This window comes from Micromonospora cabrerizensis (genome assembly GCF_022230955.1).
Taxonomy (GTDB): Bacteria; Actinomycetota; Actinomycetes; order Mycobacteriales; family Micromonosporaceae; genus Micromonospora; species Micromonospora cabrerizensis.
This window is the reverse complement of record NZ_JAKKFI010000043.1, coordinates 64,440-91,372: the sequence shown is the minus strand read 5'-3', so window position 1 is coordinate 91,372 and position 26,933 is coordinate 64,440. Positions and strand designations below refer to the sequence as shown.

The following is a 26,933-nucleotide window of genomic DNA, read 5'->3' as shown; positions in this document are numbered from 1 at the left end:
ACGATCGGTGGGCACGACTCGCTTCACCACGCCCGATGCCAGCGCGCCGCTCTCAGGAGCCGGCCAGATGAGCGCGGCACGGCGTGTCCTCGCCGCGCTCCGACGCATGTCGTCACTGGCACCGGTCCGCGCCGCGCAGCGTCCCTGCCTTCTGATCCAGAAAGGATCATTAGTGTCATCGTCTTATCGACGGCGAGCAGCCCAGGCAGGCGTGCTCGCGGCAACCCTGGTTGCGGGGCTTCTTCAGGCCTCATCGGCTCAGGCCGTGACCGGAGGGACGGCCGTCACCGACGGGTCGTTCGGCTTCGTCGCCAAGGTCGACGTCGGGTCGCTGGAGCGTTCGTGCAGCGGATCGCTGGTCGACCCCTGGTGGGTGCTCACCGCCAAGAGCTGCTTCAGCTTCGACGGTCAGGCCGTCGTCGCGGGCAAGCCGACCAAGCCGACGACCGTCACCGTCGGGCGCCCCAACCTCACCGCGTCGACGGGTACGGTCGTTCCGGCCTTCCGGATCGTGCCGCACACCAGTCGTGACCTGGTTCTCGTGCGGCTGGCCCGCCGGGTCGACGTGACCCCGGTGGCGCTGGGGGCCGCACCGACGGTCGGCGAGCAGCTCACCGGTGCCGGTTTCGGTCGTACCGCCAGCGCCTGGGTTCCCGACCAGTTGCACAGTGGCTCGTTCGGTGTCCAGACCGTCGGGGCGTCCACCCTCGACATCCTGGGTAGTGGTCAGACCGGTATCTGCCGCGGCGACCTGGGTGGCCCCACCGTCCGCGTGGTGAGCGGCAAGCCGCAGCTCGTCGGCGTGCACTACAGCTCGTGGCAGGGTGGGTGCTTCGCCGAGACGGAGACCCGCCGCGACGCGGTGGACACCCGGGTCGACGACCTCGGGCCGTGGTTCGCCGCGACCATGCCGCAGGGTGTGGCGACCGACGCCTACGAGGACCTCAACTTCCTCTACACGTACGACCCGGGGCAGGCCTCCCCGACCACCTTCCCGGCGACCTCGACGGGTGGTTTCGGCGACCCGATCGGTTCGTGGAAGAGCACCGAGACGAGGTACAACCGCGACCGGGTCAAGGTGTTCAACGACGACTTCGACGGCGATGGCATCAAGGACGTCGTGGCGTTGTCGACCGCCGCCGACGGCAGCTTCGCCATCGACACGTTCATCACCGGTCCGGACGGCAAGTACGGCGCGCCCCTGCGATCCTGGACGGCCGGGGCCAGCTGGGGTCACATCGGCAGCATGAAGATGGCCTCCGGGGACATCAACGGTGATGGCCGGGCCGACCTGACCGCGTTCTACGGGTATGAGCTCGGCAACGGCAAGGAAGCCTGGATCAACTGGATCGCCCGCCCGGACGGCGGGCTCGGCGCCCCGAGCACGGTGTGGGAGGCGACCACCTTCGGCAACTGGCACAGCACCGCCGTCTTCGCCGGTGACGTCAACGGGGACGGCCGGGCCGACGCCTCGCTCTTCTACGCGTACGCCGACGGATCGATGGCTCTGATCACCTGGCCGGGTCAGGCCGACGGCAAGTTCGGCACCCCGTACAACTCCTGGACCACTCCCAAGGACAAGCCGTTCGCTGCGCTCGCCAACATGAAGCTCAGGAGCGGCGACTTCAACGGCGACGGTCGCGGAGACGTGGCGGTCCTCAAGTACGTCGCGTCCAACAGCACCAGCCTGCACACCTTCACGGCCAAGGCGGACGGCACCTTCAACGCGCCCGTCCAGTCCTGGGCGTCGGCCGAATTCGGCCACTTCGCCAGCATGAAGTTGGCCAGCGGCGACTACAACGGCGACAAGCGCGACGATCTGGCTGTCCTCTACCGGTACGCCGACGACGGCCTCAGCATGAACACCTTCACCTCGACCACGAGCGGCGGCTTCACCACGCCGTTCGGTACGTGGGTCAACCGGCCGCGTACGTTCGGTTGGTGGGTCAACATGAGGTTCGACGGCGAGTGATCGCTTCTGCGTGACCCACGGTCCCCCGCTTCCTCCTGGGAGGCGGGGGATCCGTGTGTCAGTGTTCCCCGGTCAGGTTCACGATGACCACCCCGGCGATGATCAACGCGATGCCGGCGACTTTGGCGATTCCGACCGGCTCGTCCAGGAACACCGCCCCGATCGCCACGATGGCCGCGGTGCCCAGGCCCGACCAGAGCGCGTACGCGACGCCGACCGGGATCTCCTTGACGGCCTGGGCCAGCAGCAGGAACGCCAGCACGTAACCGGTCAGGCAGCCCACCGTCGGCCAGAGCCGGCTGAACCCGGCGGTGCTCTTGAGCAGGCTGGTTGCCAGCACCTCGGCGAGGATGGCAACCCCCAGCAGTACGTACGCCATGCGTCCCCAGTTCTGACCGCTCGGCCGACGTCGTCGGTGGTCAGGCTAACGCCGACGGGCAGACCGCACCGCTGCCAGGACGCTTTCTGCTCCTTCTCGTCAGCCGACGGCGTCGACCTCCAGCACCAGGCTCTGTTCCGGGTGCAGCGCGGGCAGTTGGATGCCCATCCGGGCCAGTGCCGCCCCGCTCAGGACGACGCCCCCCGCCAGCCTGCCGGGTGCGGACCGCTCGATGGTCGCCGGTGCCGGCACGTCGGGTGCCGGTCGCACCCGGTAACGGCGGTTCGCATCCAGGCCGGGCAGCCGGACGGCGCCGGGGAACGGCGTCGCGGAGGTGGCCAGCCGCGCCACCGCGTACACCGCTCGGGTGCTGTCGTGGTCGATGACGCCGTGCGCCCAGACGGCCGGGTCGGGGTGGTCGACCCGGACCACCCGGCCGGCGTGCAGCAGCGGTCGCAGCCGCTTGTGCAGTGCCACCCAGGCGGCCAGCTCGCTCTGCTCGGCGGCGCTGATCGAGGCGATGTCCCACTCGATGCCGTGGTGGCCGAAGAGCGCGGTGGCCGCCCGGAATCCGAGGTCGTGGACGCGGTTCGTGGTGTGCGAGCGGTCCGGCCCGATGTGCGTGCCGATCAGCTCAGGCGGCAGCAGCAGCCCGGTCCAGCGCTGGATGCTGAGCCGTTCCAGGGCGTCGTTGCAGTCGCTGGCCCAGACCCGGTCGGTGCGGGCCAGGATGGCCAGGTCCACCCGGGCCCCGCCGGACGAGCAGCTTTCGATCTCCACACCCGGGTGGCGACCGCGCAGCTCGTCGAGGAGGCGGTAGACCGCCAGGGTCTGCCCGTGCACCCCCGGGCGGCCGTGGTGTCCGGCCTCGGTGAGGTCCCGGTTCTGGTCCCACTTGAGATAGCTGATGCCGGGGTGTTCGGTGAGCAGCGCGTCGAGCCGGTCCCGCACGTGGTCGTACGCCTCCGGGCGGCCCAGGTCGAGCACCTGCTGGTTGCGCCAGGCCGGTGGCAGCCGCCCCGGTACGGCCAGGAGCCAGTCGGGGTGCGCGCGGAACAGGTCGGAGTCGGGGTTGACCATCTCCGGCTCCACCCAGAGGCCGAACTCCAGGCCCTGGCCGGTCACGTGGTCGATGAGCGGTTGCAGACCGTCGGGCCAGACGCCCTCGTCGACGTACCAGTCGCCGAGCCCCGCGGTGTCGTCGCGCCGACCGCGGAACCAACCGTCGTCGAGCACGAACCGCTCCACGCCGATCTGCGCGGCCCGGTCGGCCAGGGCCCGCAGCCGGTCCAGGTCGTGATCGAAGTAGACGGCCTCCCAGACGTTGAGGGTCACCGGGCGGGGGGAGCGTGGGTGCCCGGGCCGGGCCCGCAGGTGCGTGTGCAGCACGTCGCTGAGCCCGTCCAGCCCGGTGTCGGACCAGACCGCGTAGAGCAGGGGGGTCTCGTACGACTCGCCGGGGCCGAGCCGGATCTCCCCGGGGGCCAGCAGCTCGCCGCCACCGAGGGTCGACTCGCCGGTGGGCCGGCGCTCGGCGAAGGTGACGTGGTCGCCGCTCCACGCGGTGTGCACCGCCCACACCTCGCCGTGGCCGAAACCGAACCCGGCGGTGCCCGCCACCAGCAGCAGTGTGGCGTCGTGCCCGGTGCGGCCGTGCCGGCCCTCACGGACCCAGGCGCCCTGCTGCCACCGGTGCCGCTGCGGGGCCCGTTCCCGGCACCACCGGCCGGTCAGGTCGAGCAGCTCGGTGGCGACCGCCGGCACCGGCAGCACCGGGGTCAGCTCCCGCAGCTCGTACGCCGTGTCGCCGTCGTTGCGCAGCCGGTGCCGCACGGTCAGCAGGCCGTGCGGGTCGAGCATGATCTCGCTGGTCAGGGTCAGCCCGGCGGCCGGGTCCGACGCCCGCACGGTCAACAGCGCCGCGCCGGGCCCGTTGTCGTTCACGTCCACCCCGTCGAGGCGGAAGGAGGTGGACCAGTCGCGTCCGTCGCGGTGCCCGGCCAGCCCCGGGCGGCCGCTCCATCCCGCGCTCGCCTCCGGCAGCAGCGACAGCACGGGTGGCTCGTCGAAGCTGCTCGGCACCACCGGCGGCACGGTCGCCTCGATGAGCTGGCGCAGGCCGTCGTCGTCGAGGTCGCCGACGTCGCCGCCCCAGTGCACGACCCGGGGCAGCCCCGGGCCGCGCGCGTCGAGCACCAGGCTGGTCCGCGCGCGGCGCAGGTGCAGGATCGTCATCCCTTCGAGGCTCCCAAGGTCAGGCCCCGAACGAAGTGCCGCTGGAGCATAAAGAAGATCACCAGGGTGGGGATCGCGACGAGCACGCTGCCCGCCGAGACCAGGTTGTTGTCGGTGAAGAACTCACCGCGCAGGTTGTTCAGCGAGCTGGTGACCGGGAACTTGTCCCCGGTGCGCATCAGGACGGTGGCCCAGAAGAACTCGTTGTAGATCCAGGTCACCTCCAGGGTCGCCAGCGCGGCCAGGGCCGGCCGGCACAGCGGCATGGTGACCTGCCAGTACTGCCGCCAGATGCTCGCCCCGTCGACCATCGCCGCCTCGTACAGGTCGCGCGGCAGCGCCTTCATGTAGTTGCTGAGCACGAAGACACAGAATCCACACTGGAAGGCCACGTTGATCAGGATCAGGCCCCAGTAGCTGTCGTAGAGCAACTCCGAGTCGCTCATGAACTCCGGCAGGGGCACCTGGGTGAACACCCGGAACAGCGGGATGAGCAGCGCCTGCTGGGGCAGCAGGTTGGCCGCGGTGAACACCCCGAGCAGCACGATGTTGAGCTTCCAACTGAACCGGGCGATCACGAACGCCACGCAGGAGGCGAGGAAGAGGGTCAACAGCACGGCCGGCACGGTGATGTACACCGAGTTGAGGAAGTGCTGGCCGAACTCTGCCGTCTGCCAGGCGGTGACGTAGTTGTCGAAGGTCCAGCCGCCGAACGAGACGTAGCCGTTGGCGGCGGTGTAGTCGTACGAGCGCAGCGAGGTCAGCACCGCCCAGGCGATCGGGAAGAGCCAGACCAGCGCGACGGTGATGAGGAAGCCGTGCAGCAACAGCCGCAGCGGGGTCAGCCTGCGGCGGCGGGGCGACGCCTCGGGCTCACCCTCGGTACGCCGGGTGACGGTCGCGGTGCTCATTCCCGGTTCTCCCTCATCACGGTCGCCAGGTAGATGGTGATGAAGACCAGCGAGACGATCAGCATGATCGTCGCCAGCGCCGAGCCGAACCCGATCCGGCTCGCCTCACCCACCACGTTCTGAGTGACCAGCGCGGAGATCAGCTCCAACCCGTTGCGCCCCTTGTTGACCACCCAGACCAGGTCGAACGCGCGCAGCGACTCGATCACCGTCACCACCAGCACGATGATGTTGATCGGCCGCAGCACCGGGAAGACGACCTGGAAGAAGGTGCGGCTCTCCGAGGCGCCGTCGACCGCCGCGGCCTCCCGCAACGACGGGTCGACGCCCTTCAGCCCGGCCAGGTAGAGCAGCATGATGTAGCCGACGTGCCGCCAGCCGGAGGCGACCATGACCGCCCAGATGTTGACGCTGGAGTCGCCGTACCAGTCGACGTTGCTGCCGAACACCGCGTTGATCAGGCCCTGGTCGCGGGAGTAGAGCAGCTGCCACACGAAGCCGATGAGTGCCAGCGAGAGCACCACCGGCAGGTAGAGCGCGGTCTGGTAGAAGCGGCTGCCCCGTAGCTCCTTGTCGAGCAGGACGGCCAGGAACATGCCGAACGGGGTGGCGACGACGAACAGGACCGCCAGCCACAGCAGGTTGTGCTGGACCGCCGGCACGAACGGCGGGTAGTTGGTCACCACGTCGGTGTAGTTGCGTCCGCCGACGAACTCGATCTCGTTGAGGGGGCCGATGCCGTCCCAGTTGGTGCCGGAGAGCAGCACGGTGGCCGCCGCCGGCAACCAGACGAACCCGGTGACGAGCAGCAGCGGGACGAGCACCATCAGCGTGATGACCACGCGGTCGGTGCGGGACAGGAGCCGTAGCCGCCGGCGACGACCACCCGTGGAGGTGGTCGCGGCCGGCGGCGGCACGGCGCGATCCGCTTGGATCAGGGGCAGGTCGGACACGATGTCCTCCCCTTTCCGCCGTCAGTCAGTGAAGATCGACTTTTTCTGGCTCTCGATGGACGAGGTGAGCCCGCTGATGTCCTTGGGGTTCTTGATGAACTGCTGGATCGCCGGGATGATCACGGTCGAGGCGAAGTCCGGCCGGGTGTCGCGGTCGAGGAACTGGGCGATCTCGGTGGCCGAGCCGACCAGCTCGGCGGCCTTCTTCTGCAACGCGGTGTAGCCGCTGACGTCGGCGCTGCTGTTGGCCACGAGGGTGGCCGGGTCGTTCTTCACCGTGATGTTCGCGGCGTCCTTGCCGCCCACGTACTCCAGCAGTTTCCGGGCGTTGGCCTCGTTCTTGGGCTTGCGGGCCATCATGTAGCCGTCGATCGGCGCGTCCAGCGCCTTGGCGCCGATCGCCGGGTCGATCTCCGGGAAGGTGAAGAAGTCGAGGTCGCTCTGCTCCTCGTTGCTGAACTGCTGGCCGACGAAGAGGCCGAGCAGGTACATGCCGCTCTTCTTCTGTTGCAGCGACTGCGCCGCCTCCTGCCAGGTGCGGCCGAGGCTGTCCGGCTGGTGCAGGGGCAGTAGTCCGGCCCAGGTGTCGAAGACCTTCCTGACCTTGTCGGAGGTCCAGGCCTCCTTGCCGGCCATCAGGTCGATGTGGAACTGGTACCCGTTGATCCGCAGGTTGAGGATGTCGAAGGTGCCCATCGCCGGCCAGCCGTCCTTGTCGGCGAACGCGATCGGGGTGAGGCCGTCCCTCTTCATCTGCGCGCTGAGTGCGGTGAGCTGGTCCAGGGTCGTGGGCACCTGGTAGCCGTACTGCTGCCACACCGACTTTCGGTAGAACATCGCCCAGGGGTAGTAGGACGAGGGTACGAAGTACTGCTTGTCGTCGTCCCCGGTGGAGGCCTTCTTGAAGGCGTCGGAGAAGCCGGAGAGCTTGCCCCACACGTCGCTGATGTCGCTGGCCAGGCCCTTGGCGGCGAAGAAGCGCATCCGGTAGCCGGCGAACCACATGTAGACGTCGTCCGGCTTGCCCTGCAGGTAGTTGTTGATGTTCTCCTGGTACGTGTTGTGGTCGACCGTGTTGATCGCCGGCGTGATTCCGGACGCGGTCTTGAACCCGTCCATGACCTTGGCGGTGACGTCCTTGGGCTTCGGGTCGGACTGGTTGGAGCCGACGGACACGTCCTTCGAGTCCGATCCGGAACCGGAGTCGCCGCCGCAGCCGGCGAGCAGGCCGGTGCCGAGCAGCGCGCCGGTGCCGGCAGCGCCGGCCAGCAGTGAGCGGCGGTTGAGGCCGGCGACCGAGGGTGGTACGAGCCGAGCCAGGTACTCGGCTTGGGATTGGGGACGGGACATCTGTGCCTCCTGCTGGTGAAGAGGTGCTACGCCCAAGGGTCATCAGGGTGGTGATGGCAGAGCGACCGTCGTCGTCAGGGATCGGGATTCACCGAGAACCCACATTGACGAACACGAACGGCCATTGGGGGCTCAAAGTACCCCTCCGATGGGCGCTGTCAAGAGGGCGTTCCGCCCCCGGTAACCCAGTTGTGATACGGCCGTTACGAGGTAAACGTTGGAAAACAAATCCATGTTGGAACCTGTTGACTTCCGCGCCCGGCCCGGTGCACCCTCAGCTCTCATGCGGCGATGGCAGGGTGACGGCATCTACTTCGGCGGCGACTACAACCCCGAGCAGTGGCCCCAGGAGACCTGGTCCGAGGACGTCGAGTTGATGCGCCGGGCCGGGGTCAACCTGGTCTCGGTCGGCATCTTCTCCTGGGCTCTGCTGGAGCCCACACCGGGCCGGTTCGAGTTTGGATGGTTGGACCGGGTGCTGGATCTGCTGCACGACGGCGGTATCCAGGTCGACCTGGCCACCGCCACCGCCAGCCCACCGCCGTGGCTGGCCCGCGCGCACCCGGAGACGTTGCCCCGCCGCGCCGACGGCGCGATCCTCTGGCCGGGCGGACGCCAGGCGTACTGCCCCAGCTCGCCGGTGTTCCGGGAGCGGTCGCTGGAGTTGGTGCGAGCGGTCGCCGGCCGGTACGCCGAGCATCCGGCCGTGGTGATGTGGCACATCTCCAACGAGTTGGGCTGCCACAACGCGCACTGCTACTGCGACGTCAGCGCCGAGGCGTTCCGCGGCTGGCTGCGGGAGCGCTACGGCGACCTGGACCGGCTCAACGACGCCTGGGGCACCGCGTTCTGGAGCCAGCGCTACGGCGACTGGGCCGAGATCAACCCGCCGCGTACGGTGACGGCTTTCGCCAACCCCACGCAGCAGCTCGACTTCCTGCGCTTCTCCTCCGACGAGCTGCGCGCCCAACTGCGCGCCGAGCGGGAGGTGCTGCGGACACTGGTCCAGCAGCCGGTCACCACGAACTTCATGATCGGCATGGGCGTCAAGCACATGGACTACCAGTCCTGGGCCGACGACGTGGACCTCGTGTCCAACGACCACTACCTCAACGCCGCCGACCCGCGGGGGCACCTCGGGCTGGCGCTCGCCGCCGACCACACCCGGGGCGTCGCCGGTGGTGACCCGTGGCTGCTCATGGAGCACTCCACCAGCGCGGTCAACTGGCAGCCGCGCAACGTGGCCAAGCTGCCCGGGCAGCTACGCCGCAACAGCCTGGCGCACGTCGCCCGCGGCGCGGACGGGGTGCTGTTCTTCCAGTGGCGCGCCTCCCGGGCCGGCGCCGAGAAGTTCCACTCCGCGCTGGTGCCACACGCCGGGCCGGACACCAAGGTGTTCCGCGAGGTGTGTCAGCTCGGCGCGGACCTCAAGGCCCTCGCGGAGGTACGCGGCAGCCGGGTGGACGCCGAGGTCGCGATCCTGTTCGACTGGGAGGCGTGGTGGGGGGTCGAGTTGGATTCACACCCCAGCGTCGACGTCACCTACGCCGACCGGCTCAACGCCCTCTACGGGGCGCTGTGGCGGGCCGGCGTGACCGCCGACGTCGTCCACCCGTCGGCGGATCTCAGCGGCTACCGACTGGTGCTCGCCCCGACGCTCTACCTGGTGCGCGACGCCGACGTCGAGGCGCTGCACCGCTACGTCGAGGGCGGCGGCACCGCGGCCGTCACCTACTTCAGCGGCATCGTGGACGCGAACGACCACATCCGGCTGGGCGGTTACCCGGGAGCGTTCCGTGAGCTGCTCGGCGTACGCACCGAGGAGTTCTTCCCGCTGCGGGAGGGCGAGCAGGTCCGACTCGACGACGGGAGCACCGCCGACGTGTGGACCGAGTGGCTGCACCCCGAGGGCGCCGAGGTGCTGGCGTCGTACACCGATGGGCCCTTGCCGGGTGTGCCGGCGCTGACCCGTCACCTGGTCGGCGACGGCGCCGCCTGGTATGTCGGCACCCGGCTGGACGAGCCGGCCACCGACCGGTTGGTGGCCCGACTCGTCGACGAGGCCGGCGTGCGCCCGGCCGGGCCGGCACCATCCGGTGTGGAGGTGGTCCGTAGACGCGACGGCGACCGGAGCTGGCTGTTCGTCATCAACCACACCGAGGAGGAGGTACGGCTCCCGGTGCACGGCACTGAGTTGCTGACCGGGGCGCACTGCGCCGGTGAGCTGACCCTGCCGGCCGGTGAGGTGGCGGTGATCCGGGAGGATCGGGCCGACGACCCGGCCTGACCCGGCGACAGCCACCGCACGAAGGAGGTTCCCCAGATGCTCGCCCAGCAGCGGCAGACCGCCATCCTCGATCTGATCCGCCAACGCGGCGGCGTGCGGGTCAGCCACCTGGTCAGTCGGTTCGGTGTCTCCGACATGACGATCCGGCGCGACCTGGAGGTGCTGGCCGAGCGCGGCCTGGTGGACAAGGTGCACGGCGGCGCGACGCTCGCCGGGCCGGGTTCGGCCGAGGAGCCCGGTTTCGCGGCGAAGTCGATCCGCCAGCAGGCGGAGAAGCGGGCCATCGCCGAGCGCGCGGCGCGGATGGTGGAGCCGGGCATGGCCATCGCGCTCTCCGCCGGCACCACCACCGCCGCGCTGGCCACGCTGCTCTCCGACGTACGCGGCCTGACCGTCGTGACCAACTCCATCCCGGTGGCCGACGCGCTCTACCAGAACCCGCGCGCCGACCAGACGGTCGTGTTGACCGGTGGCATCCGTACCCCGTCGGACGCGTTGACCGGCCCGGTGGCCGAGGCGGCGATCAGCGCGCTCAACGTCGACCTGCTCTTCCTCGGTGTGCACGGCCTGAGCCCACGCACCGGGCTCACCACACCGAACCTGTTGGAGGCCGGGGTCAACCGGTGCCTGATCGGGGCGGCGCGCCGGCTCGTGGTGCTCGCCGACCACACCAAGTGGGAGATCATCGGCATCGCCACCATCGCGCCGCTGGAGGCCGCCGACGTGCTGATCACCGATCGAGGGCTGCCGGCGGAGGCGCGTACCGCGATCGGCGAACAGGTCGGCGAGCTGGTGATCGTGGAGCCCGACTAGGTCGTCAACAGGCTGCGTGGCAGCATCTCGGCCGTGGAGTCGCATACGGTGGCGGAGTTGTTCGACCAGGCGGTGGAGCGATCCCGTCTCGCCGAGGACGACACCGAGGATCGGTGGGCCCTGTTGCGTCCGGCCGCCGGTGCGGGGCGGGTGGCCGTGCGAATGGCGCTCGGGCAGCTCACCGACCCGGACGCCGTGGTCCGGGCGGTCGCCTGCGACCTGCTCGGCGTGGTGAGTGAGGTGGGTGAGGACGACGTCCGCGGGGAGGTGGCGACAGCCCTGGTCGCCCTCGCCGCGCACGAGTCGGATCCGGCGGTGCAGCGCTCGATCGCGCGCGCCGGGGCCGCCACCTGCGACCCTGCCGTCCTCCCGGTCCTGCTCACCCTCGCGGGCAGCCCGGACATCGACGTGCGGTTCCAGGTCGCGGTCGCGCTGCCGATGGTGCTGCTCGACGACCATCCGCCCGAGGACGCAGTGGCAGTGCTGATCGGCCTGTGCACCGACTCGGACCCCGACGTGCGCGAGTGGGCCACCTTCGGCCTCGGATGGTCGGCCACCCCCGACGGCGATGACGTCCGGCGGGCGCTGTGGGACCGCACCCGCGACGTCGAGCCGGGGGTACGGGAGGAGGGCGCCCGGGGGCTGGCGCGGCGACGGGACGCGCGGGCACTTCCCCTGGTACGCGAACTACTCGCGCGGGACGAGGTCCACACGCACACCTTCAAAGCCGCCGCCTACCTGGCGGACCCGTCGCTGCTGCCGCTGCTGGACGGGTTCGACCCCACCGCCGACGGTGTCGCCGAGGCCCTGCGAGAGTGCGACCCGGTGCGCCGAGCCGAGCGCGACGAGGCGGCCTGGCAGGTCATCACCACGCTGTACCGGCTCCGCCCCGATCTGCCGGTCGTCATCCTCGGCGAGCGGTGCGACCTGGGCCTGTTCCTCGACATCGGCGACGATCCCGACAGCTCCGGCCGCTGCTTTGTCGACGCGTTGCTGGACAGGGTCGGGTACGACCCGGCTCGCGCGGCCGAGCTGGTGCTCGAGATTCTGTAGCGCTGACCGACCCGGGGCCACGCGCTTCACAGCCACCTCACAGGGGTGCTGGATAGGGTGCCGTTCGAGTCAACGTCCGACTCCAGCCCGGAGCGGTCGGCGTCGCACAGGAGTTTCGATGGTCTTCAAGAAGATGTTGAGCGCGTTCGGTGTCGGCGGCCCCAGTGTGGACACCGTGCTGACCAACCCCAACACCCGCCCCGGCCTGACCCTCGACGGGCAGGTCAACCTCGTCGGTGGCGACGCCGAGGCAGCCATCGAGCAGGTGGTCATCGGGCTGGTCACCCGGGTCGAGGTCGAAGGACACGACACCGAGTACGCGGGCACGATGGAGTTCCACCGGATGGCGGTCAGCGGAGCGCTCACGCTCGCCCCGAAGCAGCAGCTCTCCATCCCGTTCCAACTGCCGGTGCCGTGGGAGACCCCGATCACCGACGTGTACGGCCAGCGCCTGCACGGGATGACGATGGGCCTGCGCACCGAGCTGGCGATCGCCCGCGCGGTCGACAAGAGCGACCTGGACCAGGTGGCCGTGCACCCGTTGCCGGTGCACGAGCGGATCCTGGACGCGTTCCAGCGGCTCGGCTTCCGGTTCAAGCACGCCGACCTGGAGCGGGGCCACATCCGTGGTGTGCAGCAGACCCTGCCGTTCTACCAGGAGATCGAGTTCTTCGCCTCCCCGCAGTACGCGAGCACGATCAAGGAGGTCGAGCTGACCTTCGTGACCAGTCAGCGCGGGGTGGAGGTCATCCTGGAGTGCGACAAGCGCGGCGGGTTCCTGAGCGCCGGGCACGACGCCTTCGGTCGCTTCCAGGTGTCGCACACCGACGCCGACCGGGTCGACTGGGCACAGGTCGTCGACGGTTGGCTGCGGGAGACCACGTCCCGTTACGGCAGCCTCCGCTCCCAGTACGGCCCGAGCCACGGTCACAGTCGGGGGCACGGAATGGGCGGCATGGTGGCCGGCGCGGCGCTCGGCGTCGCCGGCGGCATGGTCGCCGGCGAGATGATCGAGGACGCGTTCGAGGGTGACTTCGGCGGCGACTTCGGCGGCGACGAGTAGTCGTCCCACACACACACACACGACGATGGCCTCCGGGAGGTACTCCCGGAGGCCATCGTGCGCCGTGCTCGTGCTACCCGCTCACAGGCGGACTGTTGCTCGTGCTACCCGCTCAGTGGCGGGCCTTGCGCTCCTCGCTGCTGCGCCAGTTGCTGCCGGCCTTGGAGAGGCCGCGGCTACCGAGGTAGCCGAGCGTCAGCAGGGTGATCAGGAACCAGGCATTGTCGGCCCGGAAGATGTCGACCCCCGCGGAGTTCTTTCCGACGACCTGCGACGCGCCCAGTACGGCGGCCACCGCGATCAGGTAGATCCAGAACTCGGTGGTCTTGAACGCCTGCTTGGTCTCCGTACCGGGTGCCTGCATGTCGTTGCGACGTCCGTCGCGCATGGCCGGCATCTGCTGGGTGGGCATGTCCCGCATCGAGGCGGGATTCTGCGGGTCGTTCGTCGGCCGGTTCATCGGCCGGGTGGAAGCAGCCTGCGTGCTCATCTGGTCCTCCTCAGGATGCGATGAGTCCTACCTGCATTCCCTCGCCCCGCTACCGCGTTTCGGCCACGGCACGGTTTCGCTTCACGGCGGGGACGCCCCCCGACTACCCGAGGGCCGGGAGCAGGTAACACCGATCGCCGGCCGGAAAATCCGGCCGGCGATCAGGTGGGACAGCGTGTCAGCGCAGGCCGTTGCGGATCGCGACGCTCACCAACAGGTCCGGGTCGTCGGTGATGATGCCGTCGACGCCGAGGTCGATCACCCGCTGCATGACCGTGGCGTCATCAACGGTGTACGGGATCACCTTCAGGTTGTCCCGCGTCTGAAGGGTCCGGACGTCCGGTCCGTGGAAGTACGCCGGGTTCTCCCGCAGGTACCAGTCCGCCGAGGCGACAGTGCCCTGCTTCGCGTCGTGCACCTGCCAGTTGGCCGAGACCGTGCCCGCACCGGCGGCGCGGGTCAGCTTGCCCAGGTCCTGGTACTTCCACCAGTCCAGTCCACCGGTCCACGGGCTCTTCACCGAGCGGTTTCCGTACACCGCCTGCAACGAACACTCGTCGGCGAGGGTCGCGCACTCGGCCGGGCCGTACTGCCAGACCAGCGCGACGGTGCCGATCCGGCGGTCGAGCTGCCGGGCGTACGTGATGGTGCGCCAGTCGAACGACTGGATGGTGGCCCGGTTGGTGAAGCCGGCGCGCTGGATGGCGTCGACCAGCTTGCGGGTGAAGCTGCGGTACGGCTCGGTGTCGTTCACCACCGGGCTGATCTTCGTCTCGATGTTCATCCCGATGTCGGTGCGACCACTTGCCTTCACCAGGGCGAAGACCTCGTCCAGGGTCGGGATCCGGGCACCCGGCGCGGGCACCTGCGCGGGCAGTTCGGGCAGTGTCCTCGTGCCGCAGTCGACGGTCTTGAGCTGCGCCAGGGTCAGTTCGTGCACCGGCTTGCCCACGTACGGGAACGAGGGGTCACCACGGCGCACCGGGGCGGTGTCGACGCAGTGCGACCCGTTGACGGTGCGGTCGTGCAGCACCACGAGCTTGCCGTCGGCGGTCACGCCGGTGTCCAGCTCCAGCGTGGAGATGGCCCGGTTGGACAACGCGTTCGAGAAGGCCGGCAGGGTGTTCTCCGGCCGGGTGGCCCGACCGCCGCGGTGCGCCTGGATGTCGAACGGCGCCGTGTACGCCTTCGGCAGCCGGTAGCCGCGCTGCGCCAGCAGGCCGCGCAACCGGTCCGGGTAGTCGGTGATCATCCCGTCCACGCCGTCGTCGATCAGCTTGGCCATGGTCGGCACGTCGTCGACGGTCCACGGGATCACCTTGATCCCGTAGTGGTGCGCCTGGGCGACCATCTCCTTCGTGACGTACGGCTTGTAGCCGGGGTCGGTGACAGTGCCGTTCTGCGGGAAGCCGTGCACCGGTGAGAAGGCGCTGGCGCCGAAGCTGCGGATCGCCTTGATCGGGTCTCCGCCGAAGTCGTCGATGTCCAGCCCGCCCAGCCACGGCGAGGCGCCCGGCTGCCCGGTCTGGAGGAAGTCGTAGTTGGTCAGGGCAACCAGCGGCAGCTTCGGTTCGACCTGGCGCATGCGCATCAGCGCGCCCCAGTCGAAGCTCTGGATGGTGACCTGCTTGAGCAGCCCGGCGGCGCGGATCTCGGCAGCGGTGACCCGGACGAACTGGTCGCGGGGCGCGGTCTCGGTCGGCGCGCCGGCCTCGACCTTGGTCTCGACGTTGAGCTTCACGTCCTTCGCCCGGTAGCGGTTGACCAGCGCGAAGACCTCACGCAGCAACGGCATCCGGGCACCCGGGACGGCGAGCTGGCCGGGCTTGTCCGGCAGGGTCTTCGCGCCACAGTCGAGCGAGCGCACCTGGGCCACGGTGAGCGTGTTGACGTACTTCCCGACGTACGGGAACTCCGGGTCGCCGGGCATCACCGGGGCGGTGTCGACGCACTTGGCACCAGAGATCTTCCGGTCGTGGGTGACGACGGCCTGACCGTCCTCGGTGATCTGCACGTCCAGTTCGAGGGTGGTCACCCCGAGCTGGAGGGCGTTGCCGAAGGAGGCGAGGGTGTTCTCCACCCGCAGTCCGAGGCCGCCCCGGTGGGCCTGCACGTCGAATGTCCGGTCCGGTCGCGGTTTCGCCTGGGCGGGCACCGCGAACCCGGTCGTCACCGTCGCGGCCACCAGGGCCGCGACGGCGGTACGGCGTACTGTGCGCACGCTGTCATCCCCTCTGCCGGCGGGCATCTCCCACCGGTCGCCGGACAGCATGGACATCTCGGACTGCGGGCAGGCGGCCAGCGGGCGGCGTGCCGGTGAACCGCCGTGGACGACCTCCCGGTCACGCCGGGTTTGGTCGGCCGGTGGCCGGGCACCCAGTTGGTTCCACAGCTTCTGCGAGGTGATGAATCGTGCGTGAGGACGACATGCGGCAGGACGCCGCCCGCCAGGCCGAGGATCGGATCGCCGGGGGCGTGTACGGCAAGGGAGCCGTCGAAGAGGTGACGGTGCCCCGCACCGACGTGCTGAGCCAGATCCAGCGCGACGACCCGCTCGACCCGGCGCACGAACGGATCGATCCGCAGGTGCTGCGCGACGGGGGCCCCGTCGGTGGGCAGGGCGCGGTGACCACCACCGGTGGCACCGCCGGCCCGGCGAGTGTTCGCCGGGTGGCCCGGCAGCCGGAGCGACACCCGGGCAAGGTCGCGCCGACGACGACCGGCGATGCGACGACCGGCGGTCTGAGCACCCCGATGGGCGGTGGCACCAGCGACCAGTCCACGTCGGCTACCGGACCGGCCAAGTCCAACCAGGATCGCGCCGGCGACTGACACCGGGGCTCTCCTGCCTGATCATGAGGTTGGCGTGGCTGTCGGAGATGACAGCCCACGCCAACCTCATGATCGATTCAGGGGTCGGTAGGGAGAGGGGCGCGGGGGATCAGCTCGCGGGGCGCAGGATGCCCAGGCGTTGGGTGGCGCGGGTGAGCGCGACGTACAGGTCGCTGCGCCCACGCGGCGACTCGGCCACCATCCGGTCCGGGTCGACGACCAGCACCGAGTCGAACTCCAACCCCTTGGCCTGCGCGACGGTCAGCACCACGACCCGGCTCTCCAGCTCCGGATGCTCGCCCAGGGCGGCCTCCGGCAGGGCAGCGGTCACGGCCGCTCCCAACTCGCCCACCCGGCCGGCCGGCACCAGCACGCCGAGCCGACCCTCGGTCAACCGGGCCGCCTCGCGGGCGGCCTCGGCGACCAGCTCCGCCGCCAACCGCTCGCCGGGCACCACCCGGTCCCACGGGGGTACGCCGCTCTCCCGCACCGAGCGCGGGGGACGCAGCGCCGGGTCGATCTCCGCCAGTACGTCGGCGGCGACCGCCATGATCTCGGCAGGGGTGCGGTAGCTGACCGTCAGCTCGGTCAGCCGCCACCGCTGGGCGACGTACGGGGCGAGGGCGTCCGCCCAGGAGGGCGTGCCGCTGAGCGCGCCGGTCTGTGCGACGTCCCCGACGATCGTCATCGACCGGCTCGGGCAGCGGCGCATCAGCAGCCGCCACGCCATCGGCGACAACTCCTGCGCCTCGTCCACGATGACGTGGCCGAACGCCCAGGTGCGGTCGGCGGCGGCCCGCTGCGCGGTGGTGAGGCGGTCGGCCTCCTCCTGCCGCTCCAGCAGCCGGTCCGCGTCGATCAGGTCGGTCACGCCGAGGATCTCACCACCCTCGGCCTCGTCCTCGACGTCGATCGAGCGGGAACCCCGGGCGATTTCGAGCACGCCCTCGGCGTACTCCCGTTCCATCATCCGGATGCGGTCCCGGCGGGCCGCGGCGGCCCGCTCGTCCTCGCCGAGCAGCTCGGCGGCCTCGTCGAGCAGCGGCACGTCGGCCGGCGTCCAACCACCCGGCTCCCGCCGCAGCAGCGCCCGCTCGTCCTCGGTCAGCATCGGCGCGGCGGCGGCGATCCGGTCCGGGTCGGCGTACAGGTCGGCCAGCAGTCGCTGTGGGGTGAGCACGGGCCACAGCCGGTCCAGGGCGGCCTGGATTCCCGTCTCCTCACGCAGCTCGCGGCGGATCTCGGCCCGGTCCGCCTCGTCGAGCAGGTTGTCCCCGCCCAGTGGGTCGGCACCGATCCGTTCGGCCACCTGGTCGGCGAGCGCGTGCACGATCTCCACGTCGAACAGCGCGCGGGACAGGTTGTGCGGCCGGTCGACGCGGCGCACCCGGTCCCGGGCGGCCCGCACGACCTGCGGGTCGAGGGTCAGTGTCTCCCGCTCCACCTCGATCTCCAGCGGCTCGTCCGGCACCCACTGCCGGTCCCGTACGGCCAGCGCGAGGACCTCGGCCAGCACCGCCCGGCCCTTGAGCGCCGCGGCCTCGGCCGGTTCGGTGCGTTGGGCACTCACCCCGGGGAAGAGATCAGCCTGGGTACGCAGCAGCACGCCGGTCTCGGCCAGCGTCGGCAGCACCTGGGAGATGTAGCGCAGGAAGGTCGCGTTCGGGCCGACCAGCAGCACGCCCCGGCTGGAGAGCTCACGGCGGTGGGTGTAGAGCAGGTACGCCGCCCGGTGCAGCGCGACGGCGGTCTTGCCGGTGCCCGGGCCGCCCTGGACCACCATGACGCCCGGCAGTTCCGCGCGGATGATCTGGTCCTGTTCGGCCTGGATGGTCTCGACGATGTCGCGCATCCGGCCGGTCCGGCCCGCGTTGAGCGCGGCGAGCAGGGACGCCTCGCCGGTCAGCTCCTCGTGGCCGCCGGGGGAGGCGGTGTCGATGTCGAGCACCTCGTCGTTGAGCCCGGTGACCTTGCGCTGCCGGGTACGCAGGTGCCGGCGTCGGCGTACGCCCTGTGGGTTGGCGGCGGTGGCGAGGTAGAACGGGCGGGCGGCGGGGGCCCGCCAGTCCATCAGCAGCGGGTCGTAGTCACCGCTGGTGTCGAAGATGCCGATCCTGCCGATGTAGTGGCGGGAGTCGTCGTCGCCGTCGAGTCGGCCAAAGCAGAGCCCGTTCTCCACGGCGGAGAACTGTTCGACCTGATCGGCGTACATCGCTACCGAGCTGTCCCGCTGCGAACGGTCCTGGAGGGTGCCGCCGGTGTTGCGCAGCTCGGAGGTGAGCCGGTGTGCGGCCTGCTCACGCAGCCCGTCCAGCCGGTCGTAGAGCATCGAGACGTACTCCTGCTCGCGACCGATCTCGTCGTCGAGCGGCAATTCGCCGGAACCGCCGGAGTGCCTTGACAAGCCGTCTCCCTAAAGATTAGAATCCTTTGCAGGAACGGCTTTTAGCCGTTCTTTTTTGTGCCCTCGAACTGTTGAAGATAGCGCGTTGAGTCGGCCCTCACCAAGCCGGGCGGGCCGGCGCGCCGGTGATCGCGAGGTGGCGGCGGATGATCCTGCGGACCGGGCAACGGGTGGTCTTCATCGGCGACAGCATCACCGATTGTGGTCGCCGCGACGTCGCCGCGCCCTACGGCAGCGGATATGTGAGCCTCGTGCGCGCCCTGGTCGACGCACGGCACCCCGAGCTGGACCTGTCGTGGGTCAACCGCGGTGTGAGCGGCGACACCGTGCGGGACCTGGCCGCGCGCTGGGACACGGACGCCGTCGCCGAGCGGCCCGACTGGCTTTCGGTGCTGATCGGCATCAACGACATCTGGCGGCACTACGGCGACCGGCCGCAGGAGGCCGTCGGCATCGAGGAGTACGAGCGCACGCTGCGCGACTTGCTCCGGCGGGCGGTTGCCGCCACGGGCTGCCGGCTGATCCTCGGTGACCCGTTCCTGATCGAGGCGGACCGGAGCGTCCCGCAACGCGCCGACACCGACCGGTACGCGGCGGTCGTGGCTGGGCTGGCCACCGAGTTCGACGCGGTGCACGTGGCCAATCAGGCGGCGTTCGACCGGGTGCTGGCCGTCAGCCCGACGACGCGCTGGGCCGACGACCGCGTCCATCCCTACCTGCCCGGCCACGCGGTCCTCGCCGACGCGTACCTCACCGCCCTCGGCGTGACCGCCGCCCCCTGACCGGGCGGTTTCACGGAAGCGCCGGGCCGACCGTCAGGTCGACCCGGCGCGAACACCGTGTGGGTCAGCCGCGCGCGGCCTGGTAGAGCCGTTCCGGAGTGACGGCGCCGGCGAGCACCCGGCCGTCATCGGTGAGCAGCACGCTGAACAGCTTGCTGCTGAAGAGCCGACCGCTGCCCCAGTCACCGCTGACCGTCGGCAGCCCGCCGAGCAGCTTCGACATGTCCACGTCCGGCGAGCCGGCCGGTGGCGCGGCCGGCTTCGCGGGGGTCTTCGGGCCGGCGTCGACCCCGTCGAGGCGCCCGATGAGCACGGTCGTCCAGCCGGAGCCCACCGCGCGTACCTGCGGGTCACCCGCCGGTGCGACGTGGCCCGGCTGGCCCGGCTTGGCGGCGCCCGGCCTGGCGGCCGGCCGCTGCGCCTTCTCCTCGGTGACCGTCACACCGGGCGGCGGGTTGAAGGTGAACTGGTCGGCGTCCGGGCGACGGTAGTCGACCTGGGTGAAGGCCACCTCGAACGCCGGCCGGTCGCTGCCCTTCGCGAGCACCTCGAAGCGCAGCGGCACGTGCTGCTTGGCGTCGATGGCGATCCGCAGCTGGTGCACGAGTGAGTCCTTGTCGCGCGGCTGGAGCACCAACTCGTACGCGTCCTGGCCCGCGACCGTGGCCGAGCGGCCGACACTGACCTCGGTGCTCGGGTCGATCGCGCCCAACGCCAGGTCGGCGGCCTGCTGCGGGGTGGCCGGCATGGTCGGCATCGACTCGGGGACCGGCTTTCCGGCCCCGGCGTCGTCGCCCAGCGTGAGGTGCCTGGCGGTGTTGCTGCGACTCTGCCAGGTCCAGACGTCGCGGCCGTTGCGGATCACGTCCTGCTCGCCCAGGGTGTCCAGCAGCGCGACCCGCTGCTGATCCGGGCCGGAATACCAGACCCGCAGGGTGTGCGTGCCGGTCAGCAGGGTGGTCAGCTCGTTGCCGGAGACCAGCCCGACGAGCGGTGGCAGGCCGAGGTCGGCGCGTTGCACCACGGTCCCGGACAGCCCTTCCAGCCGGGAGGTCTGCAGATCGACCAGAAGCTGGGCCGCGGTGCGTGGTGGCAGGCTCGGCTCGGCCTCGGCGGCGAACGTGCCGATCGCCGCGCCCCCGCCGATGACGGCGACGGCTGCCGTGGCCGGGACCAGCCAACGAAGGACGGGACGGCTTCTCAGAACGGACATGGTGACACCTCCTCCACACATCCTCCTCCTTGTGCCCTGTGAGCGTGCTGAGGACGCCGGACCGCCACGATTGACCCGGGTGGCACCCTTGAACCGTGCGCTTGCTGGTGGTGGAGGACGAGGCCCGGTTGGCGGCTGCCCTGCAACGCGGCCTCCAGGCGGAGGGTTTCGCGGTGGATGTGGCGGGGACCGGCCCGGCCGGCCTGGACGCGGCCCGGCACGGCGGCTACGACGCGATGATCCTCGACGTGATGCTGCCCGGCCTCTCCGGCTACGAGCTGGTGCGGCGGCTGCGGGCGGAGCAGCACTGGTTGCCGGTGCTGATGCTCTCCGCCAAGGACGGTGAGTACGACCAGGCCGACGGCCTCGACTGCGGCGCCGACGACTACCTGACCAAACCCTTCTCGTACGTCGTGCTGCTGGCCCGGTTGCGGGCGCTGCTGCGCCGGGGCGCGCCGGAACGCCCGACGGTGCTGGCGGTCGGTGACCTGCGACTGGACCCGGCCCGCCGGCGGGTGACCCGAGCCGACGACGAGGTGACCCTGACGGCGCGGGAGTTCGCGCTGCTGGACTACCTGATGCGCCGGCCCGGCCAGGTCGTCTCCAAGACCGAGCTGCTGGACCACGTCTGGGACGCGAGCGTGGAGACCGCCCCGAACGCCGTCGAGGTGTATGTCGGTTACCTGCGCCGCAAGCTCGGCCGCGACCGGCTGGAGACCGTCCGGGGTGCCGGCTACCGGCTGGCGACGTGATCACCGACGGCCCGGTGGGTGCCCGCCGGGCGTGGGTCGGCTGGATGCCGGTGCTGGGGCTGCGGGGGCGGCTCATGGCGCTGGGAGTTTTCGGCCTCACCATCGGGCTCGCCCTGGGCGGGGTGGTGCTGCTCGGCGCGCTCGGCTTCGTGCTCCAGCGGACGGTGGACACCGAGGCGTTCCGGACCGCCGACGCGGTGGCCCTGCTCGCCGCCGAGGACGCGCTGCCCGACCCGCTGCCGGTGGCCGGTGGCCAGGTGCGCGTCCAGGTCGTCGACGCGCAGGGTCGGATCAGGGCCGCCTCGATCGACGCCGACCGGCTGGTGCCGATGGTCCGCCCGGAACGGCTGGACCGCGACCGCCGCCAGCGCCTGGAGGTGCCGGCCGAGCGGGTCGGGCTCGCCGGCCCGGTCCGGGTGGTGACCGTGCCCGCCGGCACCGCGGCCGACCCGCTCACCGTGCTGGTCGCCCGCTCGATGGCCGACGTGCGGCACAGCGCGCACGTCGTCCGGACCATCCTGCTGGTGGCGTTTCCGCTGCTGGTGGCCGTGCTGGCCGCCGTGGCGTGGCGGGTGGTGGGCGCGACCCTGCGCCCGGTTGAGGCGCTCCGCCGAGGCGCCGAGGAAATCACCGGGCGGGCCGGCGCCGGCCGGTTGCCGGTGCCCGCGTCGGCCGACGAGATCCACCGGTTGGCGCTCACCCTCAACGGCATGCTGGACCGGCTGGAATCCGCCCGGGCCCGCCAGCGGGCGTTCGTCTCCGACGCCGCACACGAGCTGCGCAGCCCGTTGACCAACATCCGGACCGAGTTGGAGGTGGCCCAGCGTCTCGCCGACCGGACGGACTGGCCGGCGGTCACCACCAACCTGCTGGCCGACACCGAGCGGCTGAGCCGGCTGGTCGACGATCTCCTGCTGCTGGCCCGCCTGGACGAAGCGCCACCGACCCGGGGGGTGGGCCCGGTGGAGGTGGGCGCGCTGCTGGCCGAGGTCGCCGCCCGCTACCCGTCGCCGCCGGTGCGCGTGACGCCGCCGCCGGCCCCGCTCTGGACCACCGGCAACGCCGACGAGCTGCGTCGCGTGCTGGCCAACCTGGTCGACAACGCGGTCCGGCACGCGTACGGCAGTGTGGTGCTCGCCGCCGCCGAGGCGGCTTCGACGGAGGGGCCTGGCTCCGGGGCGTACCACCTGGTGACGGTGACCGATGACGGCCCGGGGATCCCGGTCGCGGACCGGGAGCGGGTCTTTGATCGGTTCACCCGGCTGGATGACGGGCGGGCCCGCGACGACGGGGGCGCCGGCCTGGGGTTGGCCATCGTCCGGGAGTTGGTGCGACGCGCGGGCGGCAGCATCAGCCTGACCGACGCGCCGGACCAGCGCGGGCTCCGGGCGTGCCTGCTGCTGCCGGCGTTTCCGGGCGAGGACGGCCGTGGGCCACAGATTGACGGTCCGTGACGACGACGTGCCCGCCCAACCACCCCCCGATGCCCCTTTGCTCTGCACCCACGGGCGCGACAGCTACGTAGCGTGAGACATCGTCGATGCCTGCCGAAGCGGCTGCCGCGACGTCTTAGCTGTTCGTCTGCGGTGGTGCATCGAGGTATGCAAAGCAAAGCCTGGGTGGGACGGGTGGCTGGGTGCACTCGGAGGTAACGCAACGTCACAGCGGGCTCGTCAACGGCAAGCCACGCTGAGTGAGGTCGGCGGGGTGCGGCCGGCGGGTTGTGGCCGGCGGGGCGTGGCTGGCGGGGCCTGGCTGGCGGGGCCTGGCTGGCCGGGCGGCGGGCTGGCGGGGCGTGCCTGACGGGTCAGCGGCGGCGGGTGCAGACCTGCTCGGAGCTGGCAACGGTGTCGGTGGACCAGACCACGGCGACCGTGAAGCAGTAGTCGTTGGTGCGGTTGAGCGCGTAGATGACATAGCTGGTGGTGCCGGCGGGCAGGGTCGCGAAGACGTTGCGGTCCTGGCCGGTGCGGCCGCCCGCGATGACCACCGGGCCCTCGCTGCCGGCCGGGTAGGCCCAGTTCAGCGCGATGCTGTCCCGGGTGTCGCGCAGCGTCACCGCGCTGGGTGGACTGCCGAGCGGCGCCGCGTCGCCAGCCGACGCGGGCGGGGTGCCGGCGGGGGTGGGCGCGGTGCCGGCCGGTGAGGTGGCGCTGGGGGAGCCGCTGCCCGGCGGCGGGGTTGGCTCGTCGTCGCTGTCGACCCGGGCCACCCCGGCGATCACGGCGGCGGCGCCGAGCAGGACCACGACGACGCCGGCCACCAGCACCGGCACCAGTCGGTTGCGCTGCGCCGACGGTGCCCGGTGCACGGGCACCGGCAGCAGCCGGGACGGCCGGTACGGCTCGAGTGGCGCATACGGTTCACGCGGCGTGTGAGCGTCGGGCCGGCGCAGCCGGTACACCCCGGACTGCTCCTCAGTGCCGCCGGCCAGCCCGACCACGGACGGCGGCACCGGGGTGTCGGTGGTGTACGACGAGGGCTCGCTCGCCGGCTCGGGTGGCCACCGGGTGCCCGTCGACCCGACCGGTTCGTCGGCTGGCACCCGGGGGTTCGGAACGGACCCGCCGCCCGCCGCCGCCCCGGTGTGGTGTGAGGGAGGCGCGGGCGGGTGGTAGTCGGAGGCGGCCGAGCCTTCGCGGTGCGGAGGGACGCGGGCGGCCGGCACCACCGGGGTGTCCCGGGCGGTGGGCGGGTCGTCGGCGCAGGCGTGGTCGGGGTTGGCCGCCGCCCGGGCCAGGGTCGCCACCTGTGCCGCCAGCGGGTCGTCGGCGGGCAGGTGCTGCCGGCACAGCTCGCGGGCCAGCGCCAGGTTGTCGTGTGCCTCGGCGAACTGCCCGCAGTCACGCTGCATCGCCCCGAGCCGCGCCAGCATCTTGATGCCGCTGGGGTGCCCGTCGCCATACACCTCGCGGTGCAGCTCCCAGGCGTCCTGGAGCCGGTCCCGGGCCACCGTGCACTGGCCGCGGGCGTACTCGACGGTGGCCAGGTCGGCGTGCGCCGCGAGCACCCGCAGTGACTCCGGACCGTCCTGTGCGGTCAGCTCGATGATGACTTCCTGGTAGAGCCGGGCAGCCCTCGAATGGCTGCCGACGCGGTGCAGCACCGCGGCCAGGGTCGCCGCGGCGGCCACCGTGCGCGGGTCGGAGCGGCCGTGCAGCCGGGTGGTGGCCGCGTACGCGAAGGCGGCCCACCCCCGGGCCGAGTGCGGCTCACCGAGGGCGACCAGGACCCGCGCCTGGAGGCTGGCCGCCTCGGCCAGCTCCCCGGTGGCGTTGGCCGGGCGGGGGTCGGCGTCGGTGAGCGCGTCGGAGAGCAACTGCTGCGCGCCGGCCAGATCACCGGCCGACACGAGGTGGTGCGCCTGATCAGTCAGTTCGCCGAAGCCGGAAGACACGCCCCATCGTGCTCATCCGACGACGGTAAGTACAAGACCCGCGCCGGTGTCGATTGGTCAGGATCCGGTCAGGTGCTCGGCCAACGTCTCGCTGATCCGGCGCAGCTGGTCGACCTGGGCGGGGCTCAACGCGTCGAACAGGTGTCGGCGTACCCCCTCGACGTGGCCGGGCGCGGCGGCCGCGAGGGTGGCGAAACCCTCGTCGGTGAGCAGCGCGATCTGCCCTCGCCGGTCGGTGGGGCATTCCTCGCGGCGCACCCAGCCGGCGGCCTCCAGGCGGGCCACGGCGTGCGAGAGCCGGCTGCGCGACGAGCCGGCGGCCTGGGCCAGCTCGCTCATCCGCAGTTGGCGGCCGGGGGCCTCGGAGAGTTGGACCAGGATCTCGTAGTACGCGTGCGGCATACCGGCGTCGCGTTGCAGCTCGCGGTCGAGCGTGTCCATCAGCACCCGGGAAGCGGTGAGGTACGCGCGCCAGGTGCGTTGCTCGTCGGAGTCCAGCCAGCGGGTCATGACCGCCATCATATCCCATGTAGTTGAACGCTCAACAAAACCGCGCTAGGCTCGGGTCATGGGTATCCACCGGCTCAACCACGCGGTCCTCTACGTCAGTGACCTCGCCCGCAGCGTCGCGTTCTACAGCGACGTGCTGGGCTTCCGCCCGGTGGCGATGACTCCGGACGGCTTCCGGGGCGCCACCTTCCTCCAGGCCCCCGACTCCACCAACGACCACGACCTCGGCCTGTTCGAGATCGGCGCCACCGCCGGGCGGTCGACCGCCGGCCGGGCCACCGTCGGCCTCTACCACCTCGCCTGGGAGGTGGACACCCTCGACGAGCTGGCCGCCACGGCCGAGCGGCTCACCGCCGCCGGCGCGCTGGTCGGCACCTCCGACCACGGCACGACCAAGAGCCTCTACGGCAGGGACCCGGACGGTCTGGAGTTCGAGATCGTCTGGCTGATCCCCGCCGACCTGCTCGACGACAGCGCGCTGGCGGCCCGCAAGCAGATCGGTCGGCTCGACCTGGACGCCGAGCGGCAGCGCTACGGCGGTCAGACCAGGGGTGGAGTGGGGATCTCCGTCCCGGCCTGATCGGTCGTACGGTAGAACGGACCGATGCCGACCGACCGGACCACTGATTTCCTCCGCGAGCTGCTGGTCCGCCAGTTGACGACCTGGCTGCCCGCGGCCCTGCACCGCTCCCGGCGGGCCACCATCGCGCTCGCGGGCACGACCGCGGGCAACGCGGAGGCCGTGCTGCGGCTGGTCGCCGCGCACGGCGACCAGGTGCGCGGCCGGCAGGTGACGGTGCTGGTGCTGACCGACAGCGCCGCCGACCTGCCGGCCCGACTCGGCCCGATCGAGGCAGAGCTGCCCGCCGAGGTCACCGTGCACCTGCTGCCCGGTGACCCCTACCGGCTCCCGGTCGCGGTGAAGGCCGCCGGGGCCGCAGGCGCACCCCTCTTCTCCTTCGTGGACCTGCCCGGCGCGGTGACGCCGAAACTGCTCACCGCCGCGACCAACGGTCGCACCGGAGAGCTGCTGCTGCACACCGGCGACAGTGCCCGTGGCGCGCTCGTCTCCGCCGGCTTCCCCCTGGTCGCCGAGGTGGCACCGGTGCTGCCGGACGGCGAGGCTGCCGGCGTGATCGCGTTCGGCAGCCGCTCCGACCGGAGCCTGGAGGCGGTCCGCGACGCGCTCTGGGCGATCGGCGCGGATCTCGACGTGCGCTACCGCGACCCGGCCGACCCGATGGGCGCGACTGTCGACGTGGCCGGCGAGCCCGAGCTCGAACCACTGATCCGCGAGCTGCTGGCCGAGCTGCGCGAGGGCGGGCCGAGGCCGGTCACCGACCTGCGCCGGCACACCCTCACCGCGACCGTCTACCGTGCCGCCGACGCCAACCGGGCGCTCACCGACCTGCTCGACGCGGGTGAGGTGCGGCGGGACCGCGAGGCCGGCCGGCTGGCCGGCGACGAGATCATCACGCTGGCGCGCTGAGCGTCCCGCACCCCCACAGACGCCGAGCGGGGTGCCGGTGAATCACCG

At 71.3% G+C, this 26,933-nt stretch carries 22 protein-coding genes; 11 read left to right on the top strand and 11 right to left on the bottom strand.

Annotated elements, in window-relative coordinates:
• The first annotated feature begins 265 nt into the window (after positions 1 to 265).
• Positions 266 to 1,972, top strand: a complete 1,707-nt coding sequence (locus tag LADH09A_RS04755) for a trypsin-like serine protease (RefSeq protein WP_238643498.1) — start codon at positions 266 to 268, stop codon at positions 1,970 to 1,972.
• 58 nt (positions 1,973 to 2,030) lie between these two features.
• Here the strand turns inward: LADH09A_RS04755 and LADH09A_RS04750 are convergent, their stop codons facing one another.
• The 5 genes from LADH09A_RS04750 to LADH09A_RS04730 form a co-directional block, all read right to left on the bottom strand.
• Positions 2,031 to 2,351, bottom strand: coding sequence for a DMT family transporter (locus tag LADH09A_RS04750; RefSeq protein WP_238643497.1), 321 nt, complete (start codon positions 2,349 to 2,351; stop codon positions 2,031 to 2,033).
• Between the two features lie 99 nt (positions 2,352 to 2,450).
• A complete protein-coding gene (locus LADH09A_RS04745) occupies positions 2,451 to 4,586 on the bottom strand; it encodes an alpha-galactosidase (protein WP_238643496.1) in 2,136 nt (711 codons plus the stop codon).
• Positions 4,583 to 5,497, bottom strand: coding sequence for a carbohydrate ABC transporter permease (locus tag LADH09A_RS04740; RefSeq protein WP_238643495.1), 915 nt, complete (start codon positions 5,495 to 5,497; stop codon positions 4,583 to 4,585). The genes LADH09A_RS04745 and LADH09A_RS04740 overlap by 4 nt, the downstream gene beginning before the upstream one ends.
• Complete coding sequence (locus LADH09A_RS04735) at positions 5,494 to 6,450, bottom strand: carbohydrate ABC transporter permease (protein WP_238643494.1); 957 nt, start codon at positions 6,448 to 6,450, stop codon at positions 5,494 to 5,496. Before LADH09A_RS04735 ends, LADH09A_RS04740 begins: the two co-directional genes overlap by 4 nt.
• Positions 6,451 to 6,471: 21 nt before the next feature.
• A complete protein-coding gene (locus tag LADH09A_RS04730; RefSeq protein WP_238643493.1) occupies positions 6,472 to 7,800 on the bottom strand; it encodes an ABC transporter substrate-binding protein in 1,329 nt (442 codons plus the stop codon).
• A gap of 283 nt (positions 7,801 to 8,083) precedes the next feature.
• Here LADH09A_RS04730 and LADH09A_RS04725 point away from each other — a divergent pair, with 283 nt between their 5' ends.
• From LADH09A_RS04725 to LADH09A_RS04710, 4 genes are all read left to right on the top strand, one after another.
• A complete protein-coding gene (locus LADH09A_RS04725; RefSeq protein WP_238643492.1) occupies positions 8,084 to 10,087 on the top strand; it encodes a beta-galactosidase in 2,004 nt (667 codons plus the stop codon).
• A gap of 36 nt (positions 10,088 to 10,123) precedes the next feature.
• On the top strand, positions 10,124 to 10,900 hold the full coding sequence (locus tag LADH09A_RS04720; protein WP_238643491.1) for a DeoR/GlpR family DNA-binding transcription regulator: 777 nt from the start codon (positions 10,124 to 10,126) through the stop codon (positions 10,898 to 10,900).
• Between the two features lie 33 nt (positions 10,901 to 10,933).
• The gene (locus tag LADH09A_RS04715; protein WP_238643490.1) at positions 10,934 to 11,953 is read left to right on the top strand and encodes a HEAT repeat domain-containing protein; all 1,020 of its coding nucleotides are present in this window, start codon (positions 10,934 to 10,936) and stop codon (positions 11,951 to 11,953) included.
• A 118-nt stretch (positions 11,954 to 12,071) separates the two neighbouring features.
• A complete protein-coding gene (locus LADH09A_RS04710; protein ID WP_238643489.1) occupies positions 12,072 to 13,016 on the top strand; it encodes a sporulation protein in 945 nt (314 codons plus the stop codon).
• 112 nt (positions 13,017 to 13,128) lie between these two features.
• On the opposite strand, the gene LADH09A_RS04705 is transcribed toward LADH09A_RS04710, so the two are convergent.
• Together LADH09A_RS04705 and LADH09A_RS04700 are read right to left on the bottom strand one after the other, a co-directional pair.
• The gene (locus tag LADH09A_RS04705) at positions 13,129 to 13,506 is read right to left on the bottom strand and encodes a hypothetical protein (protein WP_238643488.1); all 378 of its coding nucleotides are present in this window, start codon (positions 13,504 to 13,506) and stop codon (positions 13,129 to 13,131) included.
• Positions 13,507 to 13,684: 178 nt separating this feature from the next.
• A complete protein-coding gene (locus tag LADH09A_RS04700) occupies positions 13,685 to 15,727 on the bottom strand; it encodes a glycerophosphodiester phosphodiesterase family protein (RefSeq protein ID WP_238643487.1) in 2,043 nt (680 codons plus the stop codon).
• A gap of 191 nt (positions 15,728 to 15,918) precedes the next feature.
• On the opposite strand from LADH09A_RS04700, the gene LADH09A_RS04695 reads away from it, so the two are divergent.
• On the top strand, positions 15,919 to 16,338 hold the full coding sequence (locus tag LADH09A_RS04695; protein WP_238643486.1) for a hypothetical protein: 420 nt from the start codon (positions 15,919 to 15,921) through the stop codon (positions 16,336 to 16,338).
• 109 nt (positions 16,339 to 16,447) lie between these two features.
• On the opposite strand, the gene LADH09A_RS04690 is transcribed toward LADH09A_RS04695, so the two are convergent.
• The gene (locus tag LADH09A_RS04690) at positions 16,448 to 18,742 is read right to left on the bottom strand and encodes a HelD family protein (protein WP_238643485.1); all 2,295 of its coding nucleotides are present in this window, start codon (positions 18,740 to 18,742) and stop codon (positions 16,448 to 16,450) included.
• Positions 18,743 to 18,888: 146 nt separating this feature from the next.
• Between LADH09A_RS04690 and LADH09A_RS04685 the strand changes: the two genes are divergently transcribed.
• Entirely contained in the window at positions 18,889 to 19,524 is a 636-nt protein-coding gene (locus LADH09A_RS04685; RefSeq protein ID WP_238643484.1) for an SGNH/GDSL hydrolase family protein, read from the top strand.
• 64 nt (positions 19,525 to 19,588) lie between these two features.
• Here the strand turns inward: LADH09A_RS04685 and LADH09A_RS04680 are convergent, their stop codons facing one another.
• Entirely contained in the window at positions 19,589 to 20,737 is a 1,149-nt protein-coding gene (locus LADH09A_RS04680) for a LolA family protein (protein ID WP_238643483.1), read from the bottom strand.
• Between the two features lie 95 nt (positions 20,738 to 20,832).
• On the opposite strand from LADH09A_RS04680, the gene LADH09A_RS04675 reads away from it, so the two are divergent.
• A complete protein-coding gene (locus LADH09A_RS04675) occupies positions 20,833 to 21,489 on the top strand; it encodes a response regulator transcription factor (protein WP_238643482.1) in 657 nt (218 codons plus the stop codon).
• 74 nt (positions 21,490 to 21,563) lie between these two features.
• Positions 21,564 to 22,943: a HAMP domain-containing sensor histidine kinase gene (locus tag LADH09A_RS04670; protein ID WP_372492223.1), complete on the top strand. Its 1,380-nt coding sequence runs from the start codon at positions 21,564 to 21,566 to the stop codon at positions 22,941 to 22,943.
• A gap of 353 nt (positions 22,944 to 23,296) precedes the next feature.
• On the opposite strand, the gene LADH09A_RS04665 is transcribed toward LADH09A_RS04670, so the two are convergent.
• Positions 23,297 to 24,886 (bottom strand): tetratricopeptide repeat protein, encoded by a 1,590-nt coding sequence (locus LADH09A_RS04665; protein WP_238643481.1) that lies wholly within the window; start codon positions 24,884 to 24,886, stop codon positions 23,297 to 23,299.
• 57 nt (positions 24,887 to 24,943) lie between these two features.
• The gene (locus LADH09A_RS04660) at positions 24,944 to 25,405 is read right to left on the bottom strand and encodes a MarR family winged helix-turn-helix transcriptional regulator (protein ID WP_238643480.1); all 462 of its coding nucleotides are present in this window, start codon (positions 25,403 to 25,405) and stop codon (positions 24,944 to 24,946) included.
• Positions 25,406 to 25,454: 49 nt separating this feature from the next.
• Between LADH09A_RS04660 and LADH09A_RS04655 the strand changes: the two genes are divergently transcribed.
• Together LADH09A_RS04655 and LADH09A_RS04650 are read left to right on the top strand one after the other, a co-directional pair.
• On the top strand, positions 25,455 to 25,976 hold the full coding sequence (locus LADH09A_RS04655; protein WP_238643479.1) for a VOC family protein: 522 nt from the start codon (positions 25,455 to 25,457) through the stop codon (positions 25,974 to 25,976).
• Positions 25,977 to 26,000: 24 nt separating this feature from the next.
• Complete coding sequence (locus tag LADH09A_RS04650; protein ID WP_238643478.1) at positions 26,001 to 26,885, top strand: hypothetical protein; 885 nt, start codon at positions 26,001 to 26,003, stop codon at positions 26,883 to 26,885.
• Positions 26,886 to 26,933 lie beyond the last annotated feature (48 nt).